The 15736-nt window shown below is 37.5% G+C and carries 18 protein-coding genes; 4 read left to right on the forward strand and 14 right to left on the reverse strand.

The genetic code is table 11. The annotated features are described in order from the left end of the window. Positions 1-8: 8 nt before the first annotated feature. From bioB to L1I30_RS02165, 7 genes are all read right to left on the reverse strand, one after another. The gene (gene bioB / locus L1I30_RS02135; RefSeq protein ID WP_236132600.1) at positions 9-1100 is read right to left on the reverse strand and encodes a biotin synthase BioB; all 1092 of its coding nucleotides are present in this window, start codon (positions 1098-1100) and stop codon (positions 9-11) included. A gap of 102 nt (positions 1101-1202) precedes the next feature. Next, on the reverse strand, positions 1203-2357 hold the full coding sequence (locus tag L1I30_RS02140) for a beta-ketoacyl synthase N-terminal-like domain-containing protein (protein WP_236132601.1): 1155 nt from the start codon (positions 2355-2357) through the stop codon (positions 1203-1205). 120 nt (positions 2358-2477) lie between these two features. Next, entirely contained in the window at positions 2478-3062 is a 585-nt protein-coding gene (locus tag L1I30_RS02145; RefSeq protein ID WP_236132602.1) for an SET domain-containing protein, read from the reverse strand. 69 nt (positions 3063-3131) lie between these two features. Then, entirely contained in the window at positions 3132-4433 is a 1302-nt protein-coding gene (gene bioA / locus L1I30_RS02150; RefSeq protein WP_236132603.1) for an adenosylmethionine--8-amino-7-oxononanoate transaminase, read from the reverse strand. Between the two features lie 3 nt (positions 4434-4436). Next, entirely contained in the window at positions 4437-5057 is a 621-nt protein-coding gene (bioD, locus tag L1I30_RS02155) for a dethiobiotin synthase (RefSeq protein WP_236132604.1), read from the reverse strand. Continuing rightward, on the reverse strand, positions 5050-5466 hold the full coding sequence (locus tag L1I30_RS02160) for a putative signal transducing protein (protein WP_236132605.1): 417 nt from the start codon (positions 5464-5466) through the stop codon (positions 5050-5052). Before L1I30_RS02160 ends, bioD begins: the two co-directional genes overlap by 8 nt. Then, positions 5463-6629 carry an aminotransferase class I/II-fold pyridoxal phosphate-dependent enzyme gene (locus L1I30_RS02165; protein WP_236132606.1) on the reverse strand — a complete coding sequence of 389 codons (1167 nt, stop codon included), beginning with the start codon at positions 6627-6629 and terminating at the stop codon, positions 5463-5465. Before L1I30_RS02165 ends, L1I30_RS02160 begins: the two co-directional genes overlap by 4 nt. A gap of 36 nt (positions 6630-6665) precedes the next feature. Here L1I30_RS02165 and L1I30_RS02170 point away from each other — a divergent pair, with 36 nt between their 5' ends. Then, positions 6666-7079: an MgtC/SapB family protein gene (locus L1I30_RS02170; RefSeq protein ID WP_236132607.1), complete on the forward strand. Its 414-nt coding sequence runs from the start codon at positions 6666-6668 to the stop codon at positions 7077-7079. Between the two features lie 13 nt (positions 7080-7092). Here L1I30_RS02170 and mnhG read toward each other — a convergent pair whose 3' ends face one another. From mnhG to L1I30_RS02205, 7 genes are read right to left on the reverse strand one after another with little or no spacing between them, the layout of a single operon-like run. Further along, a complete protein-coding gene (gene mnhG, locus L1I30_RS02175) occupies positions 7093-7491 on the reverse strand; it encodes a monovalent cation/H(+) antiporter subunit G (protein ID WP_236132608.1) in 399 nt (132 codons plus the stop codon). Further along, positions 7491-7763: a cation:proton antiporter gene (locus L1I30_RS02180; RefSeq protein ID WP_236132609.1), complete on the reverse strand. Its 273-nt coding sequence runs from the start codon at positions 7761-7763 to the stop codon at positions 7491-7493. Before L1I30_RS02180 ends, mnhG begins: the two co-directional genes overlap by 1 nt. Continuing rightward, positions 7760-8236 carry a Na+/H+ antiporter subunit E gene (locus L1I30_RS02185; RefSeq protein WP_236132610.1) on the reverse strand — a complete coding sequence of 159 codons (477 nt, stop codon included), beginning with the start codon at positions 8234-8236 and terminating at the stop codon, positions 7760-7762. The genes L1I30_RS02180 and L1I30_RS02185 overlap by 4 nt, the downstream gene beginning before the upstream one ends. Continuing rightward, positions 8233-9759, reverse strand: coding sequence for a proton-conducting transporter transmembrane domain-containing protein (locus L1I30_RS02190; RefSeq protein ID WP_236132611.1), 1527 nt, complete (start codon positions 9757-9759; stop codon positions 8233-8235). The genes L1I30_RS02185 and L1I30_RS02190 overlap by 4 nt, the downstream gene beginning before the upstream one ends. After that, positions 9756-10109 carry a Na+/H+ antiporter subunit C gene (locus tag L1I30_RS02195; RefSeq protein WP_236132612.1) on the reverse strand — a complete coding sequence of 118 codons (354 nt, stop codon included), beginning with the start codon at positions 10107-10109 and terminating at the stop codon, positions 9756-9758. Before L1I30_RS02195 ends, L1I30_RS02190 begins: the two co-directional genes overlap by 4 nt. 3 nt (positions 10110-10112) lie before the next feature. Beyond that, complete coding sequence (locus L1I30_RS02200; RefSeq protein WP_236132613.1) at positions 10113-10526, reverse strand: Na+/H+ antiporter subunit B; 414 nt, start codon at positions 10524-10526, stop codon at positions 10113-10115. A 31-nt stretch (positions 10527-10557) separates the two neighbouring features. Next, on the reverse strand, positions 10558-12864 hold the full coding sequence (locus tag L1I30_RS02205; RefSeq protein WP_236132614.1) for a putative monovalent cation/H+ antiporter subunit A: 2307 nt from the start codon (positions 12862-12864) through the stop codon (positions 10558-10560). Positions 12865-13133: 269 nt separating this feature from the next. On the opposite strand from L1I30_RS02205, the gene L1I30_RS02210 reads away from it, so the two are divergent. From L1I30_RS02210 to L1I30_RS02220, 3 genes are read left to right on the forward strand one after another with little or no spacing between them, the layout of a single operon-like run. Beyond that, complete coding sequence (locus L1I30_RS02210; protein ID WP_236132615.1) at positions 13134-13646, forward strand: DUF2975 domain-containing protein; 513 nt, start codon at positions 13134-13136, stop codon at positions 13644-13646. Positions 13647-13649: 3 nt separating this feature from the next. Then, positions 13650-13859 carry a helix-turn-helix domain-containing protein gene (locus L1I30_RS02215; RefSeq protein ID WP_236132616.1) on the forward strand — a complete coding sequence of 70 codons (210 nt, stop codon included), beginning with the start codon at positions 13650-13652 and terminating at the stop codon, positions 13857-13859. A gap of 48 nt (positions 13860-13907) precedes the next feature. After that, a complete protein-coding gene (locus tag L1I30_RS02220; RefSeq protein WP_236132617.1) occupies positions 13908-15680 on the forward strand; it encodes a M61 family metallopeptidase in 1773 nt (590 codons plus the stop codon). Positions 15681-15736: the final 56 nt, after the last annotated feature.

Here is a 15736-nt window from a genome sequence, read left to right on the forward strand (position 1 = left end):
GACAAAATTTAAATTTTCGCTTTTTGCTTATTTTGAGCTTCTAAATTTCTTTCAATAGTATGTCCCGGTCTTGTCCATTTTGGTTTTTCACCAAGATTCTGAAATTTAGAATCTTCTGCAGCTACAGTTTCAGGTTGCGCTTTTTTCACAAATGGTTTTTGAGGATTCAAGCCCAAAGCCTTAAACATCTCCATATCTTCACTAACATCCGGATTAGGAGTGGTAAGCAATTTATCTCCTGCAAAAATGGAATTTGCTCCAGCAAAGAAACACATAGCCTGTCCTTCTCTACTCATTTGAGTTCTTCCTGCTGAAAGTCTTACCTGAGTTTCTGGCATAACTATTCGTGTAGTAGCAACCATACGTACCATATCCCAAATAGACACAGGTGCTTGTTCCTCCAAAGGAGTCCCTTCTACCGGAACTAAGGCATTGATAGGTACAGATTCGGGTTGCGGATTTAAAGTTGCCAAAGCAACCAACATCCCCGCACGGTCTTCTATAGTTTCTCCCATTCCAATAATACCACCACTACAAACGGTAACATTGGTTTTACGCACATTCCCAATAGTATCTAGTCTATCCTGATACCCTCGTGTGGAAATTACTTCTTTATAATATTCTTCGGAAGAGTCTAAGTTATGATTATACGCATACAATCCTGCCTCAGCCAAACGCTGCGCCTGATTTTCTGTGATCATACCTAGTGTACAGCATACTTCCATATCCAGCTTATTGATGGTTCTTACCATTTCTAATACCGAATCAAATTCAGCACCGTCCTTCACATTTCTCCAGGCCGCCCCCATGCACACTCTGGAACTTCCCGAAGCTTTCGCGCGAAGTGCCTGAGCTTTTACCTGATTAACGCTCATTAAGTCATTCCCTTCAATATCGGTATGATATCTGGCTGCCTGTGGGCAATACCCGCAATCTTCCGGACAACCACCAGTTTTTATAGATAGCAACGTGGAAACCTGTACGGTATTTGGATCGTGGTGCAACCTGTGTATGGTAGCTGCTTCATAAAGCAACTCCATAAAAGGTTTATTATATATCTCTAGAATCTCTTCTTTTGTCCAATCGTGTTTAATAGCCATGAAAATTGATTTGAATTCAAAAATAACTAAAACTAAGCTTTCTTAGTTGTTTCGTATTAAAAGTTTTATCTCCCCGGCCTATTCAGGCAAGAAATTATAAATTTATATTTTACTTATTAGAATGCTTACCGCATTCCCACCAAAGCCAACGGCATTCACCAGTATATTATTTAATCTTTTTGGTACCTTGCTTAAATTAGAAAAAGGAACCGGAATAAATTCCTGATGTTGTAACATTAAAACAGCCAGCTCCATGCTCAAGATTCCCGAGGCACCAAAGGTATGCCCCAGTTTCCATTTGTTAGTTGTTATTGCCGGCAACTCTTCTCCAAAAATGGACCTAATGGCATTTAGTTCGGCCTGATCGCCTTTTATAGTTCCCGGGGCATGCATTACTACAGCGTCAATTTCATTTACCCCAAAATTACCAATAGCCATTTTCATCGAATTCTGAAAACAATCGCCTTCAGCTGAAATGGACACCGAATGTGTCAATTTTTCTGTAGCATATCCAATTCCCGTTATCTTAGCTAGTGCATTTTCTGAAGTGTTTTCAAGGCATGCTACTCCCGCCGCTTCCCCTAAAACCATAGAATTTCGTGTTTTTCCCATTTGCAAAGCCTGGCATGGATATTCGAGATCTTCCGAAGCGTATATTTTCATAGCCTTCATCTGAGAAATGGTAAAAGGCGTTAGAGCAGCTTCACTCCCGCCTACCATAAACTTATCTGCAAGCCCTGATTGCAGCCATGCCACCCCATTTAAAACAGCATGCAAACCCGTAGAACAGGTCACACTGTGTGAGATGTCGGGACCAGCAGATTGAATATCCTGAGCTACCCAAGACGAGATATTACCCAATGTGGTAGTAGGAGATGCTAATATTTCCGCTTTCTTAGTTTCCAAAAAAAGCTGATGATATTTTTCAAAAAGCTGAGTAGCTCCTCGGGAGCTTCCAATATTCACCCCAATATCATCCCCTTTTTTCCAGCCTGCATCCTTAATCGCCTTCCTAGACGCATATACAGCAAACAACACCGATTCATCCAGATTTTTGAACTGCAAATTAGAAGCTCGAAGTTCTGCAATCGCTTCTTTTACTTTATTCGGAAGAAATGCTGCAAACGCTTCTATTCCCTGAAAATCGCGTTTTTCTATGAAGTGCTTAGTATCCTTATAATTTTCCCATATCTCTTCCGAGGTACTCCCCAAAGAGGAAATTGTGGTAAGGGATGTAATATAAACCGGAGTTTTCAAGTAGTAGATTTTTCAGCAAAAATAAGTCCTAGGGCAGCTTTATTTAAATTTAAACTCTTAAAATTATGAAATCAAGTTCTATAAGCAATTATGAGGTTTAACAAATTCTCTCCTTTCTATTTATTCCTGATAATAAAGATTAAGTATTGAATCCATTTCCTGCCTTCCTGCTAAAATAGCTCTTAATTTTTCCAGCATTTCAAAAGGCAATAATTCTTTTAAAGGCTGTGCTACTTTTTCAATTTGCACAAATGCATCTTCCAGCTGCAGGTCCCATTCTTTATGAAAATTTAGAAGGTCATCCGGAAACACGGTCGTTCTTTCTGTTCCTTCATCTATAGCTTTGAAGGCTTCGGAAACATTTAAATATCCATAATCATCGGTGAGTTCTTCCCCTGGATAAATATCTCTCACCGCTATCTCAAAGTCGTAAGCTGTTGACAGGCAATTAGATCTAAAACTATGATTCACATATTTAGCAATATCCCAGCATAGCACAAAGTTTCCCTTGTTATTCCTAAATGAATATTTATCTATCATTTGTTGGGAAAGTGGCTTCATTTCCGAAACCTGAACAGGTGTATATACCTGGTCTAATTCTTCCTGTACCCAGGTAATACTTCCTTTAGGGATGAATTTTGTGGCCACTACCCCGTAGCCTATCTCATCGCTTATAAATCTGATTTCCGTATCTGGATGAATCATAAAATTCCATAATTTACTACCTAAAGTAATAAATTATGGAATTGCTTTTTCAAAATAATTTGATGTCAATTAAAATTTTTCCAGCGCAGATTCTATGCTTTGATAGATCTTTTGTAACTCCTTATTAGAAGTAATATATGGCGCTAAAATATAGATGGTACTTCCTAAAGGCCTTAGAAAAACTCCATTTTCCATAAAATGACTGAATAGTTGATTTCTAAGATTGCCATAGCGTTCCATTTTTACATTCAAATCAAAAGCATAGATCACTCCTAATTGTCGGGCATTGGTCACTTTTGGATGAGTTTTAATTCGTTTGTGAAAATTAGCATGGCTCTTAGATATTCTTCTAATATTCTCCTGCATTTCATCAGACTTCAATAATTCTATCCCCGCTAATGCTGCTGTACAAGATAAAGGGTTGGCGGTGTAGGTGTGCCCATGAAAAAGACCTTTAGAGATCTCATCGGCATAAAAAGCATCATACACCCGCTGAGAGCACGAAGTCACCGCCATAGGCAACAACCCGGCGGTAAGCGCCTTAGACATGCAAATAATATCTGGTTTTGTTTCTAAATAATCGGAAGCAAAATATTTACCCGTTTTCCCGAACCCCGTCATGACCTCATCGGCAATGGTGAGTATCTCATTTTCCTTACAAATTTTCAGGATCTCATTCAAGCCATGAGCATCGTGCATTTTCATGGCGGCAGCTCCTTGCACCAAAGGTTCGTAAATAAATCCTGCAATTTTATACTCTGAAATAAGCTCTTTCAACTTTTCGCGTATTTCTTTTAAATTAGAGAAAGTAGGCACAGGTATTCGTACCACTTTTATAAAATGATCTTCAAAAGCACCATTATAAACTGATAATCCTGAAACTGACATGGCCCCAAAAGTATCTCCATGAAAACCTTCTTCAAAAGCAAGCATTACGTTCCTGTCATTCCCAAGATTATGATGATATTGCAAAGCCATTTTAATACCAATCTCAGTAGCCGTGGAGCCATTATCACTAAAAAACAGCTTTTGCTGATTTTCGGGAAGAATGCTCATTAAAGCTTCCGACAATTCCACGGCCGGCCTATGGGTAAACCCGCTAAACACCACTTGATCCAACACTTCCATTTGAGCGGCCACTTTAGAAGTAATTGTTGCATTACAATGCCCATACATACAAGTATACCAGGAAGAAATGCCATCTACATATTCATTTCCGTTCTCTCCATATAAAACAGCCCCTTTCGCCTTAACAATGGCCAACATTTCGGGATAAAGTTTATGCTGGGTAAGTGGATGCCATAAATGTTTTTGATCTCTTAGAGAAAGGCTCTCACTTTTTACTGAATTTTCCTGCGCTGAATCCTGCATCAATTATTTTTTTAATACCGATCTGAAAATTTCGGCATATTCTTTCACTACATTTTTATCGAAATAAGGCTCTTCTTCAATTCTGCCTAAAGCAGGAATCCCGCTTATCTCTACAATTGCTTTTTCTGACGTTTTATTTTCTTCGCCATTGAAAATAATTCCGGCGACTTTTAAGTCTCTACTCTTTAGAGCTTCTAGAGTAAGTAAACTATGGTTGATGCTTCCAAGGTAATGTCGGGAAACCACCATAATTTCATCCTCGGGAGCCATAAGATCGGCTATAGTTTCTTTGGAATTTATAGGAACCAACAGCCCACCTGCACCTTCAATTACCAAAGTGTTCGAGGTTTCCGGGCGTTTAATATTTTTGGAAGTCATTTTTACTCCATCTATCTCTGCAGCTGCATGCGGACTCATAGGAGTTTGCAATGCAAAACTATTTGAATGAAATACGGTCGTAGCATTTGAGACTAGGGCCTCGACCTTATGAGAATCACTCTTATCAAGATCACCTGCTTGAATTGGTTTCCAGTAATCGGCTTCTAGAGCTTCGGTAAGAATAGCTGACACTATGGTTTTTCCAACCTCTGTCCCTATGCCTGTTACAAAATATGTTTTACTCATTTATATTAAATTTTTCTCCGCAGTTCTCACATCGATAAGAGTATTTTACATAAAATGGTAATACTCCAAACACCAGGCCTATCAAAAAAGAGATAAGTGATTTTATACCCCTAATCTCACTGGCAAATACCACTTTCTCACTATCACATTTAGGACAATGAATGGCTACACCTTGATCGGTGACCGAATATTTATCTGCGAATTTTAAAATATTTTTAGCTCTTTCAAAATCTTCAGAGCGTACTTTTAATTTAACTCCCCCAATAGCGTTGCTCACCAGAGGGTCGGTATTAATTGTATGTTGATCGGCCATGAAGACCTCAATTCCTTCCGATTCCAGTCGGCCTTTGAAGATTTGAGCTTCCGAGGAATATGTGAAAACCGCTACGGTTTCAAAAGTTTCTTTCATAATAACGATCTTGCCAAAAGCTTAATTAAACTTGTTATTTCTGTTTCAGTATTAAAATTATGTAAGCAAAATCTAAGCCGTTCTTCTCCCAATGCAACGGTAGGCGATAGAATGGGTTTCACATTAAAACCTTCACTTTTAAGTTTTTCTGCAATTCCTTTCACTTTTACATTCCCAGGGATCACACAGGAATGGATAGCCGAGTTACTAGCTATGAAGTACGTCTGCAAGTTATAATGAGAGATCTCTTTTTTGAAAAAACCTATGTTCCTTTTTAATTGCTTTAACGGACTTTCAATAAAGTCTCCAGAAGATTCCTGAAGATAATGATAGGCTGCATAAATAATTGCCACATCATGCGGCGGTAAACCTGTACTATAAATAAAGCTTCTAGAAAAGTTTATAAGATAGTCTTGAAGATCCTGGCTACCTAAAACTGCAGCACCATGGCACCCCAAGCCTTTTCCAAAAGTCATAATTCTGGCAAAAATCCTGTTTTCCAGTCTTAATTCCTGCACAAGGCCTTCCCCTTTTTCACCATAAACACCAAGAGCATGAGCCTCATCTATAATCAAATAGCAGGAATATTTTTCCGACAATTTTACCAAACCAGGAAGATTAGGGATATCTCCATCCATAGAAAATATAGATTCGGTAACAATATAAATATGTGCGGAAGTCTCTTTATCTAGCTGAAGAAGGATCTTATTCTCTAAATCTCCGAGATCGTTATGTTTGAATTTATAAGAATGGGCTTTCCCTAATGAGATGCCATCCCTTATAGAGGCATGAGAAAGTTCGTCATAAAAAACAATATCTCCTCGCTGGGGAACACTTGAAAAGAAGCCCAGATTAGCATCGTATCCCGAATTGAAGATAAGTGCTGTTTCTGAATTATGAAAACGAGCTATAAATTTTTCAGCATCTTCAAAGAGCTGATGATTTCCTGAAATAAGCCTTGAGCCTGTAGCTCCATTCTGAAAGAATTCATTTTTAACTACTAGTTCTCTTGCTGCAGAAGCAATTTCTGTAGATCTGGAAAAACCCAAATAATCGTTAGAGTAAAAATCTATAGACTCATCGGAAAAAGATAATGAACGGAAAGAGTTATTCTCCTTTCTTTTCTCTAAGCTTTTCTTTAATTTTAAGGGGAGTTGCCGCATGCGGTAAATTTACAACATTCATAAATCTCAATAGATATGACAGCCATACAATTTGGATTACAAATTGGAATTGCAGCCCTTGCCGGCTTGGTAATTGGCCTGGAAAGAGAATTAAGAGGGAAAAGTGCAGGCCTTAAAACCAATGCTTTAGTAGCCACGGGGGCTTGCGTATTCCTGTTAATTTCATTTGAATTCAAAGGGCTGCCTTACGTTGATGCAACTCGTGTACTTGGCCAGATAGTAACAGGGATAGGTTTTATTGGCGCAGGTACTATCCTGCATCACAAGAGCAGCATTAAAGGACTTACAACCGCGGCAACAGTTTGGTGCAGTGCAGCTGCGGGCTGTTTGGCCGGTCTTCAGTTATATTGGGAATTAGTTATTTTAGGAGTGCTGATATTAACCATTAATTACGGCCTCAGCTTTTTAGAAAAAAAACTACCTAAATAAGGTAATTAAGCTACTATTTGTCTTTATCATGTACAATATTATCTTCCGGAGTATCGTCGGTTTCACTTTTTAAGACCCCTGATATCCTTTGATACTTCCCTTCAAGATCATCCATTACCGAACCTTTCCAAAGCCTTATTCCCGAAAAGTATGAAGTCCTTCCTATTAAATGTGCACTTACTGGCGCAGTTAACAATATGAACAATAGAATTGCCATTACTCTGGTTGTAATGGAAAGATCTTTAAAATACACTGCCGCGGCAACCAGCAGCAAACCAATTCCTAAGGTTGCGGCTTTGGTAGTAACCGAAATCCTCAAATAAGTATCCGGCATACGCAATAAACCAACTGCAGCCAGAAAAATGAAGATGGTTCCAAAAAAAGCGAGTATGCCAACAATTAGATCTGTCATTACTTATTATTTCTTTTTTGAATATAATATGAAAAAGCTACTGTGCTTAAGAATGCAATTAGAGCAAGAATCATGGCCACATCCAGAAGCGAAGGTTTATTATTTAAAATGGCATAAGCCCCAATAAAACCAATCCCGGTTGTAATTATTAAATCCAGTGCAATTACCCTATCAACGATACTGGGCCCTTTCAGGAAACGTATCACAATAAAGATCACCGAAAGCGATAATACCGGCATAACGAAATAGTATAAAAATTCATGTAATGTCATCTCAATATCTCCAATATGCGTTTCTCAAATCCGTTCTTTATACTTTTTATAAATTCTTCTCTACTGTTAATATACATAGAATGAACATATAAAACCTTTTTATCATCAGATACATCTAAACTTAGGGTTCCCGGGGTTAGCGAAATAAGGTTGGCTAATAATGTGATCTCCAAGTTCGATTTTGCATCTAAGGGTATTTTAACTATTCCCGGAGACATATTATAATGAGGGGTCATTACCTCATACGCTACCTGTAAATTCGCTTTTATCAATTCTACCAGAAAGAAAAACACGAACCCAATTACCTTGGGTAAGATTCTAAAATATTTAGCATTTCCGCTTCCTGAAGTAATCATCCTTAACATCAAAAAGTTAAGAACAAAGCCAAAAAGATAGTTTGCAAAAGTAAAATCTCCTGTAAGCGCAACCCAAATGAAGGTTAAAAGAATATTTGATAAAAATCTATTTTTCATCGATTCAATTTTGGATTGTTATTATAAACCGCATCAATGTACTGCTGATTGTCCATAAGCTCATTTGCGACCCTTACAGATACCTGCTGAATATGTTCAGCCCCAAACCCGATATATAGCGAGACCAAAGATAAGAATACAACAGGAGCGATCATTTGAGTTTTTCTCACCAGCTTCAATTTGGCAAAATATCTAAAGTTCAGACGTTTCGGAAAATCCGTTTTATCTTTCCACACAATTGCCGCCCATACTTTAGCAATAATTATTAGCGTAATTAAACTCGCAAATACTATAGCTCCTACCACCCACCATCTTTCGGCAGTGAATCCGGCAGAGATTAGCGAAAGCTTAGGCCAGAACCCTGATAATGGCGGGATACCCACTAATGAGAATAATGGAATGGCTATTAATAAACTGATTTTTGGGTATTCGGCATACAGTCCGCCTAAGGCACGCATACTATTGGTACCGCGAATTCTATATGCTAAACCACTTACCATAAAAAGGTTGGTTTTAACTATGATATCGTGTATTAAATAAAAAATTGTTCCGGAAATAGCAAGTTTGGTAAACAAGCCTAAACCAGCTATCATATACCCTATATGGCAGATGATAAGATAAGAGAATACCTTTCTTAAATTATTTTGTACCAAAGCTCCCAAACCACCACTTATTAGGGTAAGCACCGCCATTGCCAATAATATATTCTGAAGAAAAAGGTCGCCCACAAAAATTAAGGTGAATACTCTAATAAGAGCATAAACTCCAACCTTAGTCAGCAATCCTCCAAAAATGGCAGACACTGCCGAGGGCGGAGTGTGATAGGAATCTGGTAACCAGAAATACAAAGGAAAGACTGCAGCTTTAATTCCAAAAGCTATCAAGAACAAGATTGCTGTAATTTCCACTAGTCCTCTATTTTCTATTGCCGCAACTTTCATAGAAAGATCAGCCATATTTAAAGATCCCGTTAAACCATATAGCACCGCAATTGCAGTAAGGAATATCATGGATGCCAGAATATTGAGTGTAAAATACTTAACCGCACCTTCCAATTGGGCTTTTTCGCCACCTAAGGTTATAAGCACGAAAGAACTTATAATAATAATTTCGAACCATACATAAAGGTTGAAGATATCCCCCGTTAAAAACGCTCCATTAAGTCCCAATAAAAGAAAATGAAAGATAGGGAAATACCCGAACTTAAGTCGTGCAGCCACTACCGAGGCCGAAGAGAAAGTGGAAACTGCCACTCCTGATAAAGCTGTTAATAATACTAGGGTGGCCGATAAGGTATCTCCCACGAAGATAATTCCAAAAGGTGCTTTCCAGTTACCTGCCTGTACTATTTGAGTTCCGTTTTCCCAAATATGATAGAACAGCCAGGCTGAAACAGCAATATTGATAACTCCTCCCACAATACTAATTACTCGTTGCCAACTGATCTTTCTCCAGCAAAACATTAATACGATGCTCAATAGTAATTGAAGCAATAGGGGGTATAAAACTATTTGTTGTGTCATGAATCTTTATCTATTGCGTTCATCTCATCTAAATCATCGGTCTTAACCACCTTGTAAGCTCTTTTTATCAAAATAATAGCAAAGGACTGCAGCCCGAAACTAATTACAATAGCTGTTAATATCAATGCCTGAGGAACAGGGTCTGCATAAATGCTTTCAAAAACTTCTGAATCTCCGGGAATTATAGGAGGACTCCCTTTTACTATTCTACCAAGTAAAAATATAAGAAGGTTCGCTCCATTTCCCAGAATAATGATACCTAAGATGAGCTTCACTAAACTTCGGCGTAAAATCATATAGATTCCCGCAGCGTAAAGCACTCCTATTAGTATTGCTAAAATTACTTCCATATGCTAAGCAGATTCTGTAATAGTAAAGATTATTGTTAAGGTTACTCCCACCACTACAAGGTAAACCCCGGTGTCAAAAAACAAAGCAGATCCCAAAGAACCTAAAATAGGCAAGTGTTCAGGATACCATAGGCCTGTCATAAATGGCATATCAAAGGCAACAATAGGCGCTATCCCACTTAAAAAAGCCAAAGCCAGACCCACCGGCATTAAAAACCCGGGATGAATTCTAATTAAGCCTTTCGTGTTTTCCAGCCCCTTTGCAAAAGCATGCAATACCCAGGCTATGGAAGCTATTAATCCTCCCACAAAACCTCCTCCGGGAGAGTAGTGCCCTCGTAATAAGATAAATATTGAAAACAACAGCAATACCGGTAAAAGGTATGTAGATGCTGTTCTTAAAATTATTGTTTTCATCGTTAATTAGATTTCTTAAATTCCTGATTCTCTATCGCTGGTCTGATTTCTTAAGCCGTAACTTTAGCAATCCAAATACCCCAATTGCTGCAATTGAAAGCACAGAGATCTCAATCATGGTATCTGCACCTCTAAAATCAACTAGAATCACATTCACAACATTCTTTCCATGTGCCAGCAAATAAGCGTTGTTCGCATAAAAATCGCTTACCTCCCCATTCACAGGCTCTGCCAGTACCTCTAATACCAATACGGTGATAATTGCACCAACGGCGAGAGATAGCACACCATCTTTGATGCGCGTTTTATAATCGGATAATCGTAAATACTTAGGCAATTTATAAAGTACTAATACAAATAATATAACCGTTAAAGTATCTATAGAGAACTGCGTCATGGCAAGATCGGGGGCGCTGTAAAATACAAAAAGCAAACATATGGCGTAACCTATTACTCCCATAGAGGCTACTGCTGCCAATCTAGACCTGGTAAATACGGTATAAAAAATAGCTACCAGCATAATAAGAGAGATCACTGCTTCATATATGGTAACCTTAGAAAATTTATCAAAATTTATATTGAATTGAGCAGTATTATATAGGGAATACCCCGTTAACGCAATAAGAACTACTAAAATAGTAGACACATAACTTCTAAGGTACCCGTTCTGGAAGAAATTGGTCCAAATATCAGAGAACTTCGTAAACCATACCCATATTTTAAGGGAAATAGATTTAGGAGATAAAAATTCCAGTTTAGCTATTCCTGCTTCTAACCTGGCAGTTGGCTTTATTAAGAAATATAAAATTGTTCCAATTACAATAGTTAGCACGCTTAGCCAAAGAATGGTATTAAAGCCATGCCACAATTGTAAATGCACTTCGGCTCCATCTTTCCCCAAGGCTGAAACAACCGGCTTAATCATAGACGATTCTATAATCCCCGGAAACACCCCAAATACGATACCTGTTACAGCCAATAATAAGGGTGGCATCCATAGTAACGGACTTGGCATTCTCACCTTTTCAAATCTTTCGGGAAGTTTTCCCGCAAAAGGGCGAATTCCTGCAACAAATCCGGAGTAAAGCAATAATATTTTAGTAATTACAATAAGTACTATCAACAAAATGGCACTGTACTCAAAATGAAGTGTCGACTCATAAGTAAGTTCTTTTCCCAGGAAGCCAATACTTGGCGGTATCCCGGCACTGGATATAGCAGCCAGAAACCCGGCAATTGCTACCGGAAATAACACTTTTCTAAGGCCTCTTAAAACTGTAGTATCCCTCGTTCCGGTTTGAAGATCTATTACTCCAGTCATTAAGAACAAAGTCGCTTTATATAAAGCATGAACTATAATAAATACAGAAGCAGCTAACAGTGCATCGGTAGTACCTTGCCCAATTAAAAATACTAAGATTCCTAAAGCTGAAATGGTGGAATAAGCGAGAATCCCCTTTAGATCTGTCCTAAAAATAGTATGTACTGCAGAATATACCATGGTAATGGCTCCTACCACAATTAAAGTAGAATTCCATAATTCATGAGCACCAAGTACAGGAGTAAGGCGCATTAATAGATAGATCCCGGCTTTTACCATAGTTGCAGAGTGCAAATATGTAGAAACCGGAGTTGGTGCTTTCATAGCTCCGGGCAACCAGAAATGGAAAGGAAATTGTGCCGATTTAGTAAATGCGGCCACAAATATTAGGACAACAATTATGCTATAGTATGAATTACTTCCAATATCTATTCCTGAATTTAGCATTTCAGCAATGCTGTAAGTTCCAGTAACAACACCTAAAAATATTGCTCCTACCAGCAATGCCAACCCACCAAGACCTGTAATGCTTAAAGCGGTAATAGCAGATTTTCGGGAAGCTTCGTTAGAATTATTGAAACCAATTAAAAAAAAGGAACTAATACTTGTTAACTCCCAAAACACAAAGAGAGAAATAAGATTATCTGACAGTACCAGTCCTAACATCGCTGCCATGAACATACTCAGATATCCGTAGAATCTATCTAAGTATTTATGGTTCTTCAAGTAGGCTGCGGTGTAGAGAAACACTAAGAACCCCACTCCGGTAATCATTAAAGAAAACAAAAGTGAAAGTCCATCCAAAGTAAAACCAAGACCTACCCCAAATGAGGGAACCCATGAATGCATTTCGGTAATTACTTCTCCATTAGATATCCTGCCAATAAATTGGGCAAAGTAAATAAATAAAATCAACGGGATTGCTGCAGAAAGGATTGCGAACTTTCCTCTAAAAACCTTCCCGGTAAACACCAGAAACAAAGAGAAAATAAATCCTAATAGTATTGCTATAAGCATGTGTTACTTCAAAATTCTGTTATAGGCAAATATAACAGTAATTATTGAGGAATATCTAGTGAAAAATGCACTTTAAGGGCAAGAAGTGTATCTAATTAGAAGGTTAGGAAATAAATAATGATTTACAAAGTTATTCTTCAGCAAGAATCTTAAAATAATAAAAATTAAATAAGCTGAAACATGAATGAATTTTTATCTGAGAAATAATATTATTGTTTTTCGATGATTTTTAGATATGTTTGTTATCGATAAACAATAAATAAATTCAAATGAAACCACCTGTACTTCTTAAGACCATTCTTGATATTTGCTTCTTCTTACTAATATGCAGCTTGTTTTCCCCTTTAGAACTGCTTATTCACTTTCAAATGAACGACTCACCTCTTCCTATAGAATTGAACAATAGACTGATCACCACCTTTAATTACAACACAATAATTCTTTTAATAATAAATTACAGCATCACTATTATCTACGTTTACATAGTATATCTACTTAGAAAATTGGTAAGAAGCTTCTTTAAGAATGCGTATTTTACAAGACTACAAATCTCTCTGTTCAGATTGATTGGACAACTTATTATCCTTGCAACTATCAGTGAATTTATAATGAGCCTCTATACTACATTGGTATTAGATAAAAGAATTGGATTTAACTTTAGCATAGATGGTAGTCACAACAATCTATTTTATACCTTGGCAATAGGCTTATTTTTCATCTATTTAGGAAAGCTCTTTAATAAATCTAAAAGCTTGCAGGAAGAAAACGAATTAACTGTGTAAATCATGGCAATACTGGTAAATTTAGATCGAATGCTTGAAAAGCGGAATATGAAAAGTAGCGAACTTGCCGATGCAATAAATATTACCACCGCCAATCTCTCCATTTTAAAAACAGGAAAAGCAAAAGCGATTCGCTTCTCAACCTTAGAAGCAATTTGTGAGGCTTTGAAGTGCCAACCAGGAGATCTTTTAGAGTATAGCTCAGAACTTTAAAAAGTAGTAATTTCAAACAAAATAATAATCAACAAATAAATCACACCTATGCGCTTACTCCTTATTGGGCTATTTATAAGCAATTTGTGTTTAGCACAAACTAATTCGTATGATATTTCTTTTGAAAATGCAGTTCATCATGAAGCAAAAATCAAAGCAAATTTCCCGCAACTTAAAGCTAATTCTCTCATATTAGAAATGAGCAGCTCCTCTCCCGGAAGGTATGCTATTCATCAATTTGCAAAAAACATCTATGACCTTAAAGCAACAAACAGCAAAGGTGATGCATTAGTGGCAGAAAGAGTTTCTCCAAGCACTTGGAAAATTAAAGGGCATGATGGGGAAGTAAATTTAGAATATCTGCTTTTTGCCAACAGAGCCGATGGCACTTACTCTCAAGTAGATGAAACCCATGCACATCTTAACATTCCCGCAACTTTTATATATCCTAAAAATCTAGAACATCGCGAGGTAGAAGTCCATGTAAATATCCCGAAAGAATCTAATTGGAAAATTGCCACCCAATTAAAAAAGCTTCAAGAAGACACCTTCTATGCTCCCAATCTTTATTATTTTATGGACAGCCCAATAGAGGTAAGCGATTTTGAAATGAAAGAGTTCAACATGGATGGAAAAACAATTCGTTTCGCCCTTCATCAAAAAGAGAACACCGCTCAGTTTGAAACATATTTTGAACAGGTTAAAAAAATTGTCGAACAGGAAAAAATGGTATTTGGAGAACTTCCTGCCTTCGACTTTGATACGTATACTTTTTTAGCCTGCTATTTGCCGCACGTTTCAGGCGACGGTATGGAGCATAGAAACAGTACCATTTTAACAGATACAGAAAGCATCGAAGAAGGTGGAATGAAAAACAACATTGGAACCGTTTCCCATGAATTCTTCCATGCTTGGAATGTTGAAAGAATACGCCCCCATGATCTCGAACCTTTCGATTTCACTAAGGCCAATATGTCGGGAGGCCTATGGTTTGCCGAAGGTTTTACAAGTTATTACACCAATTTAATTCTCACGAGAGCAGGAATAATTTCCAATGAAGACTATGTAAATGGCTTGAATGGCACCTTCAATTATGTTTGGAACTCACCTGCACTAAAGTTTTTTAACCCGATAGAGATGAGTTATCAAGCTCCTTTTGTAGATGCTGCTACTTCCCTAGATCCAGTTAATAGAGAAAATACTTTTATCTCTTACTATTCCTACGGAAGCGTTTTAGGTCTGGCTTTAGATCTAAGTTTAAGAAAAAAAGATCTCAATTTAGATGATTTCATGAAACAGGTATGGCAACAACACGGAAAAAAAGAGGTGACATACACCATTGAAGATTTGCAGAACATCTTGTCAGATTATGCAGGAAAAGAATTTGCTGTCAACTTTTTTGAGAGGTATATCTATCACAGTGAGATGCCAAACTATATGGAACTTTTTGAGAATGTCGGGCTAAAAATTAAACAAAACAAGAATGAAGTAGAATTTGGTGCAGCTATTAAAAATGCGAAGGAACATATTGTAATATCTGGAAATCCTCACCGGGGGAAACCGGCTTACAACGCTCTTTTAGAAGCGGGGGATATAATTACTTCAGTTGACGGAATACTTATAAAAGACAAAACTCAATGGGGGCAATTATTAGAAAACTACGCTCCAGGGAAAAGTATAGAAGTAAAGTATATGAGAAATAACAAAGAAGCTAAAACACAGCTCCATCTTTCTGCAAATACCACATATACCATATGTATAAACAAAGAAGCAAGCAAAAAGGCAATCAAGGCCCGGGAAAAGTGGTTACAAAAACGCTAAAAAAACAAAAAAGAAAAGGCCCGTTAGTAAAAAACGGGCCTTTTTATATATGAAAT

The sequence above is a fragment of the Gillisia lutea genome (genome assembly GCF_021568705.1).
Taxonomy (GTDB): domain Bacteria; phylum Bacteroidota; class Bacteroidia; order Flavobacteriales; family Flavobacteriaceae; genus Gillisia; species Gillisia lutea.